This window comes from Pseudoduganella sp. RAF53_2, assembly GCF_052113985.1.
GTDB lineage: Bacteria > Pseudomonadota > Gammaproteobacteria > Burkholderiales > Burkholderiaceae_D > Rugamonas.
The window spans coordinates 1-6,939 of sequence record NZ_JBFRDW010000299.1 but is presented as its reverse complement, the minus strand read 5'-3'; the positions used below and the strand labels follow the sequence as shown (position 1 = coordinate 6,939).

Here is a 6,939-nt window from a genome sequence, read left to right as displayed (position 1 = left end):
AGTGCCTGACATCGATCTGGTCCTGATGGACATCATGATGCCCGGCATGGACGGCCTGGARGCCACGCGCCGTATCCGCGCCGACCAGCGCTTTGCGCGCCTGCCCGTCATCGTCATCACGGCCAAGGCCATGAAGGACGATCAGGAACAATGCCTGGCCGCGGGCGCCAGCGACTATCTGGCCAAGCCGATTGATCTGTCGCGCCTGTATTCGCTGCTGCGCGTCTGGATGCCGGCCATGGATCGGGTGTGACGATGCATAAGCAACACCACAGCGACGTTGATATCGAGCTGAAAATGCTGATGGAAACGATCTATCTGAAGTACAGCTACGACTTCCGCGATTACACCCACGCATCGCAGAAGCGCCGCGTGACGCACGCCTTGCGCGAGATGGGCTGCGCCACGATCTCGGCGCTGCAGTCGCGCGTGGTGCATGAGCCGGAAGCCTTCAGCCAGCTATTGCAATTCCTGACCATTCCCGTCACGGAGATGTTCCGCGACCCTTCCTACTACGCGGCGCTGCGCGAGCATGTGATTCCGGTGCTGAGCACCTACCCCTCGCTGAAGATCTGGGTGGCCGGATGCAGCACCGGCGAGGAAGTGCATTCCCTGGCGATTCTGCTCAAGGAAGAAGGACTGCTGGAGCGCAGCATCATCTACGCCACCGACATCAATCCGCAGTCGCTGGAGAAAGCGAAGAAGGGCGTGTTCCCGCTCGAAAATATGCGGTCCTACACCGCCAACTACCAGGCGGCGGGCGGCAAGTGCGCTTTCTCGGATTACTACACGGCGGCCTACAACGCTGCCCTGTTCGACCGCAGCCTGTGCGAGAACGTGACCTTTGCGGACCACAGCCTGGCGACGGACACCGTGTTCGCGGAGACGCAATTCATCAGCTGCCGCAATGTGATGATCTACTTTAAGAAGACACTGCAGGAGCGGGCGCTCGGGCTGTTCCATGAATCGCTGTGCCATCGCGGCTTTCTTGGCCTGGGCAGCAAGGAGAGCATCGATTTCTCGACGTACGCGCGGCGCTTCGAGCCGATCGTCAAGCGCGAACGGCTGTTCAGGAAGCTATGATGGAACATCCGCCTTCACTGGAGCAGGCACTGAAGGGACGCGAAGTAGAGGCGGTGGTGATCGGCGCATCCGCCGGCGGCGTGAGCGCGCTGCTGCACATGCTGCCTGGCCTGCCTAAGGGCTACAGGGTGCCGATCATCGCCGTACTGCACGTGATGCCGGGCCGGCAAAGTCAGCTGGCGGAAGTGTTTCAGCAGCGCCTGGCTGTACCGGTACGCGAAGCGGGCGACAAGGACGAGGTGGTTCCGGGTACTCTTTACTTTGCGCCGGCCGGATATCATCTTTTGCTGGAAGATGCCGACAGTTTTGCCTTAAGTTGCGAGGCGCCCGTGCACTTTGCCCGGCCATCCATCGACGTCACTATGGAGACGGCGGCGGATGCCTATGGTCCGGCGCTGGTGGGCATTCTGCTCACAGGCGCCAATGAAGACGGGGCTGCGGGCCTGGCAGCCATCGGCAAGGCGGGCGGGCTGACCGTGGTGCRGGACCCGCAGGAAGCGGAAGTCGATGCAATGCCGCGGCACGCGATACGTGTCCGCACGCCGGACCTGGTGCTGCCGCTGGAGGATATCCAGCGGCTGTTGCTCATGCTGGAGAAGAAGAATGTTGAATGAGCCTGTCAATGTGCTGCTGGTGGACGATCTGGCGGAGAATCTGCGTGCACTGCATGCATTGATTCGTGCCGACGATCGCGTGATCCATCAGGCGACTTCCGGTGAGCAGGCGCTCGCCCTGCTGCTGGAACATGAATTCGCATTGGCCATTCTCGATGTGCAGATGCCGGATATGGACGGCTTCGAACTGGCGGAGCTGATGCGCGGCATGGAGAAGACCCGTCACATTCCCATCGTGTTTGTCAGCGCGGCGGGACGGGAGCTGAATTATGCCTTCAAAGGCTACGAAGCCGGCGCGGTCGATTTCCTGCACAAGCCTCTCGATCCGGATGCTGTAAAGAGCAAGGTCAATGTTTTCGTGGACCTGCACAAGCAGAAGCAGGAGGTCCGGCGCCGCGTCGAAGAACAGGTAGCCATCGTGCGCCAGCTGCACGCTACGCAGGAGGAGCTGCAGCATGCGCTGAAGGCGCGCGACGACTTCATGTCCCTGGTGGCGCACGAGTTGCGCACGCCATTGAATACGCTGTATCTCGAAACGCAGATGCGCAAGATGCAGCTGGCTTCGGGCAAGCCGGAAGCGCGCGATCCCGAACAGCTGGAGCGCATGGTGGCACGCGACGAGCGCCAGATCCACGCCATGATCCGCCTGATTGAGGACATGCTGGATGTGTCGCGCATGCGTAGCGGCATGCTGTCGATCCGGCCTTGTGATATGGATCTGGCGGCACTGCTGGCGCGCGTGGCCAGCGATCTGTCACGCGCCGCGGCGGAAGTGGGCAGCCCGCTGGTGCTTGATGCACCTACGCCTGTGATGGGGTGTTGGGACGAGTTCCGCATCGAGCAGGTGATCGTGAACCTGCTGACCAATGCCCTGCGTTATGGCGGCGGCAAACCGATCGAGATTCGCCTGACATCGGACGGCAAGGCCGCATGCATCGATGTGACCGACCAGGGCATCGGCATTCCGGACGATATGCAGCCGCGCATTTTCGAGCCCTTCGAACGCGCGGCGGCGAATGAGGCGCCAGCTGGCCTGGGTCTTGGTCTCTACATCTCGCGCCAGCTGGTGGAAGCGCACGGCGGATCGCTGTCCGTGCGCAGCAAGCCGGGTGAAGGCTCGGTGTTCACGGTGATCCTGCCGCGCGAGGCGGTTGCGGCTTAAAACTCTTCCCAGCTATCTTCGGCTTGCTGTACCGGCGCGGCGCGCTTTGCGGGTGCCGGACGGGCCACCACCGCATGTGCCGCCGCAGCGGGACGCACGGAGACCTGCACCGGCGCTGGCTTGCGGACTGCGGCCGCAGCGGCGCCGTGGCCCGTCTTGAAGAAGCTCACCACGGAGACCAGATTGCCCGCCTGCTCCTGCATACTCTGCGAGGCGGCGGCTGCCTCTTCAACCAGAGCCGCATTCTGCTGCGTCACCTCGTCCATCTGCGAGATGGCGGCGTTGATCTGCTCGATACCCAGGGTCTGTTCCTGCGAGGCGGAGGTGATCTCGCCCATGATGTCCGTCACGCGCTGAATGCTGTCCACGATATCGCCCATGGTCTGGCCGGCGTTGTTCACCAGGCGCGATCCTTCTTCCACATTCGCCACGGAGGCCGAGATCAGCTCCTTGATTTCCTTGGCGGCAGCCGCCGAACGCTGCGCCAGATTGCGCACCTCGGTCGCCACCACGGCGAAACCACGGCCCTGCTCTCCGGCGCGCGCTGCTTCAACGGCGGCGTTCAGCGCCAGGATATTGGTCTGGAACGCGATGCCGTCGATGACGGAAATGATGTCCACGATCTTGCGCGAAGAATCGTTGATCGTGCCCATGGTGGACACCACTTGCGCCACGATGTCGCCGCCTTTGCTCGCCACTTCGGATGCGCTGACGGCCAGCGTGTTGGCCTGGCGTGCGTTATCCGCATTTTGCTTCACGGTGGACGTCAGCTCCTCCATCGAGGACGCGGTTTCCTCCAGCGAGCTGGCTTGCTGCTCGGTGCGGGAAGACAGGTCGAGATTGCCCGCCGCGATTTCGCCCGAGGCGGTGGTGATGGCATCGGTGCCGGTACGCACTTGCGAAACCACGTTCAGCAGCGCATCGTTCATCGACTTCAGCGCCTTCAGCAGGCGGCCTGTTTCATCGCCGCGCGATGCATCGATTTGCGAGGACAGGTCGCCGGAAGCCACCGTTTCAGCAACTTCGACCGCTTCGTTGATCGGCGCGGTGATCGAGCGCGTAATGAACCAGGCGACGGCGGCGCCGATCAGTACCGCCAGCGTGCCCAGGGTAATCAACATGGTTTGCGAACTGGAATAGACCGCATCCACTTCCTTGCCCGAGTTCTCAACCTGCCTGGCTTCGTAGTCGATCAGCGCATCCAGTGCGGCCAGGGCTTTGGCCTGGACCGGACCGGCGTCTTTCAGCAGCGCCTCCGTCGCGTCCTGGATCTCGCCATCCTTGCGCAGCTGGATGACGCGGTTATTCTTTTCGGCGCCTTCCTTCAGCGCCGCTTCCACGTTCGCCAGCAGCTCCTTCTCCTTGTCGGTAGCGATCTTGCTGGCCAGGACCTCCTTCGCCTTGCCGTATTTCTTGCGTGCGTCACCCACTTTGGCCAGCTGCTCCTCGACCTGCGGCGTGCTTGGCACGACGATCATGGTCGTCAGGGCCAGCGTGATATTGCGGACGTTGTCCACCATGTCATTGGCGGCTGCCATTTTCACGTTTTTGTCCGAAACGATATCCTGCGTGCGGCTGCCGATACGCGACATGCCGCCCAGCCCCATCGCCAGCATAATGACCAGCAGCGCAAGTACCGCCGCAAACCCCAGCCCAAGCCGGGCACCGATTTTCAAATTGGCAAATGACATGAGTCCCCCTCTGTGGAACCCTTATTCTCGCCAATTAAGAGGTGGTTTTACCGAAAAACCGCCTGCTTGTCGCAGAGAAACAACGCGTCTTTGTGTCTTTGATCATGACATTTCTGTCATAGAATAGGGTCGTGTGGATTGCCGGGAGATTCCAGGTGAAACGCGACCTGCCAATGGAAGAAAGGGAGTGGCTGCTGCGGCGGAATTGCTCGCTCACGCCGGGGCAGCTGGGTATCGCCTATGTGGTGATGTGCGCGCTGTCGTTCAGCGTGGCGGGTGCATTCCTGATCGTCGGGTTCTGGCACATCCTCATCTTCACCGTGCTGGAGATGACGGCCGTTGCCGCCGCCTTCCTTTACTACGCGCGGCATGCCACTGACTATGAACACATCGTCCTCGCCAACGGCCATCTGGTGGTGGAGCAGGTCAGCGCGGGGCGCCTGCGCAGCGTGACACTGGACTGCCACTGGCTGCGCCTGCAAATGCCGCAGCGGTATGGTGAACTGATCCACCTCGAATCGCGTGGCGTGGCCGTGGACATCGGCACCTTCGCCACCATCCCCCACCGCCGCGCGCTGGCGCAGGAATTGCGCTACGCGATCACCAGCGCTTAGAAACGGTAGCCGACGCCGACGGCCACTAGCACAGGGTCAACCTTGGCCTTGCTGATTTTTGCGCCGTTGAGCAGCACGTCGCTGCGGATCTGCACCTTCTTCACGTCGAAGTTCAGCGACCAGTTGCGGGTCAGCTTCACGTCCGCGCCTGCCTGCACGGCCAGGCCCACGCTGTCATGTTCCAGGCTGGCGGCGCCGCTCATCATCTTATTCTTCGAGAAGGTGGTCCAGTTCACGCCTGCGCCGAGGTAGGGGCTGACCTGCCCATCCGGCAGGAAGTGATATTGCGCCATCAACGTGGGCGGCAGGTGTTTGAAGGTGCCGATCGCATTGCCGTCCAGGTAGACGGTGTGCTTTTGCGGGTAGGTGAGCACCAGCTCCACCGCGATATTCGGCGTGAAGAAATAGGAGACGTCCACCTCGGGTATCGTCCTGGAACTCACACTGATGCGGTCGGAAGCGCCCACTCCGCCCACCGGATCGGACTTGTCCGCCGGATCGAGATACACCGCGCGCGCCCTGAGCAGCCAGGGCGTTTCAGCCATTGCGTTAAGGGACAGCGCTGCCAGAATCATCGTCATCACTACTCGTTTCATGTCATTTCCTCGTCATATAAACGAGGCCAGTTTATTGACGCGGTGCAGCAAAATCATTGATACAAATCAAAATTGCCTGAATGAACACGCGAAGCAAAAAACGGGAGTAATATTCGACGCGATGAATTCCCACCACTGGAGGCAGGCATGAAATTGAACGTCAATGGACAGGTTCACGAATTCGAGGCGGAGGAAGATACGCCGCTCCTGTGGGTGTTACGGGAACAGCTGGGACTGACCGGCACCAAGTACGGCTGCGGCATCGCCCAATGCGGCGCCTGCACGGTGCACATCGATGGCGAGCCGACCCGCAGCTGCGTGCGTCCTGTCTCCACGGTGGATGCAAAATCGAAGATCGTGACCATTGAAGGCTTGTCCAAGGACGGCTCGCATCCGGTGCAGAAGGCCTGGGCTGCGCTGGACGTGCCGCAGTGCGGCTTCTGCCAGTCCGGCATGATCATGGCCGCCAGCGCGCTGCTGAAACAAAAGCCACACCCGACGGATGCCGATATCGACGCGGCCATGACCAATATCTGCCGCTSCGGCACCTACAACCGCGTGCGCAAGGCCATTCACGTGGTCGCAAAAGGCGGCGATGTGAAGAGCGCGGGCCTGAACATTGTCGAAGGGAGCAAGGCATGAGCGAGATCGCATCCCCATCACGCCGCAGCTTCCTGGGCAAATCGGCCGGCGCTGCCGCGGGCCTGATGTTCGGTTTCCATATTCCGTTTGACGCCGTGGCGCAGGAAACCATCGCGCCGGAAATCAACGCCTGGGTGGTCGTGAAGCCTGACGACACCATTGTGATCCGCATCGCCCGTTCCGAAATGGGACAGGGCACGCTGACCGGTCTGGCGCAGCTGGTGTCCGAAGAACTGGATGCCGACTGGTCCAAGGTCACCACCGAATATCCGACGCCGGGCCAGCAGCTGGCGCGCAACCGCGTGTGGGGCAGCTTCTCCACCGGCGGCAGCCGCGGCGTGCGCGAGTCGCATGAATATGTGCGCAAGGGCGGCGCTGCCGCGCGCATGATGCTGGTGCAGGCTGCGGCCAATCAATGGAATGTGCCGGTCACTGAATGCGTCGCCGAGAAGAGCGTGATCACGCACAAGCCGTCCGGCCGCAAGCTGACGTATGGTGCGGTGTCCGACGCGGCAGGCAAGCTGCAGGCGCCCACCG

Annotated in this window: 9 protein-coding genes; 7 read left to right on the top strand and 2 right to left on the bottom strand. The window is 61.7% G+C overall.

The genetic code is table 11. The features are described from left to right. The 4 genes from AB4Z11_RS18035 to AB4Z11_RS18020 all read left to right on the top strand — a co-directional run. Positions 1-253, top strand: a 253-nt coding sequence (locus AB4Z11_RS18035; protein ID WP_442026634.1) for a response regulator, incomplete at its 5' end; no start/stop codon positions are given. A 2-nt stretch (positions 254-255) separates the two neighbouring features. After that, the gene (locus AB4Z11_RS18030) at positions 256-1,083 is read left to right on the top strand and encodes a CheR family methyltransferase (protein WP_442026632.1); all 828 of its coding nucleotides are present in this window, start codon (positions 256-258) and stop codon (positions 1,081-1,083) included. Continuing rightward, positions 1,083-1,697 (top strand): chemotaxis protein CheB, encoded by a 615-nt coding sequence (locus tag AB4Z11_RS18025; RefSeq protein WP_442026635.1) that lies wholly within the window; start codon positions 1,083-1,085, stop codon positions 1,695-1,697. Before AB4Z11_RS18030 ends, AB4Z11_RS18025 begins: the two co-directional genes overlap by 1 nt. After that, positions 1,687-2,859 (top strand): hybrid sensor histidine kinase/response regulator, encoded by a 1,173-nt coding sequence (locus tag AB4Z11_RS18020; protein WP_442026631.1) that lies wholly within the window; start codon positions 1,687-1,689, stop codon positions 2,857-2,859. The genes AB4Z11_RS18025 and AB4Z11_RS18020 overlap by 11 nt, the downstream gene beginning before the upstream one ends. Here the strand turns inward: AB4Z11_RS18020 and AB4Z11_RS18015 are convergent. Further along, positions 2,856-4,550 (bottom strand): methyl-accepting chemotaxis protein, encoded by a 1,695-nt coding sequence (locus AB4Z11_RS18015; RefSeq protein ID WP_442026630.1) that lies wholly within the window; start codon positions 4,548-4,550, stop codon positions 2,856-2,858. The genes AB4Z11_RS18020 and AB4Z11_RS18015 overlap by 4 nt on opposite strands. 155 nt (positions 4,551-4,705) lie before the next feature. On the opposite strand from AB4Z11_RS18015, the gene AB4Z11_RS18010 reads away from it, so the two are divergent. After that, positions 4,706-5,164 (top strand): DUF2244 domain-containing protein, encoded by a 459-nt coding sequence (locus tag AB4Z11_RS18010; RefSeq protein ID WP_442026628.1) that lies wholly within the window; start codon positions 4,706-4,708, stop codon positions 5,162-5,164. Here AB4Z11_RS18010 and AB4Z11_RS18005 read toward each other — a convergent pair. Next, positions 5,161-5,760: an OmpW/AlkL family protein gene (locus AB4Z11_RS18005; protein WP_442026627.1), complete on the bottom strand. Its 600-nt coding sequence runs from the start codon at positions 5,758-5,760 to the stop codon at positions 5,161-5,163. The genes AB4Z11_RS18010 and AB4Z11_RS18005 overlap by 4 nt on opposite strands. A 147-nt stretch (positions 5,761-5,907) precedes the next feature. On the opposite strand from AB4Z11_RS18005, the gene AB4Z11_RS18000 reads away from it, so the two are divergent. Beyond that, positions 5,908-6,402, top strand: coding sequence for a (2Fe-2S)-binding protein (locus tag AB4Z11_RS18000; RefSeq protein WP_442026625.1), 495 nt, complete (start codon positions 5,908-5,910; stop codon positions 6,400-6,402). Next, a partial coding sequence (locus tag AB4Z11_RS17995; protein WP_442026623.1) for a molybdopterin cofactor-binding domain-containing protein occupies positions 6,399-6,939 on the top strand: 541 nt, incomplete at its 3' end. The genes AB4Z11_RS18000 and AB4Z11_RS17995, both read left to right, overlap by 4 nt.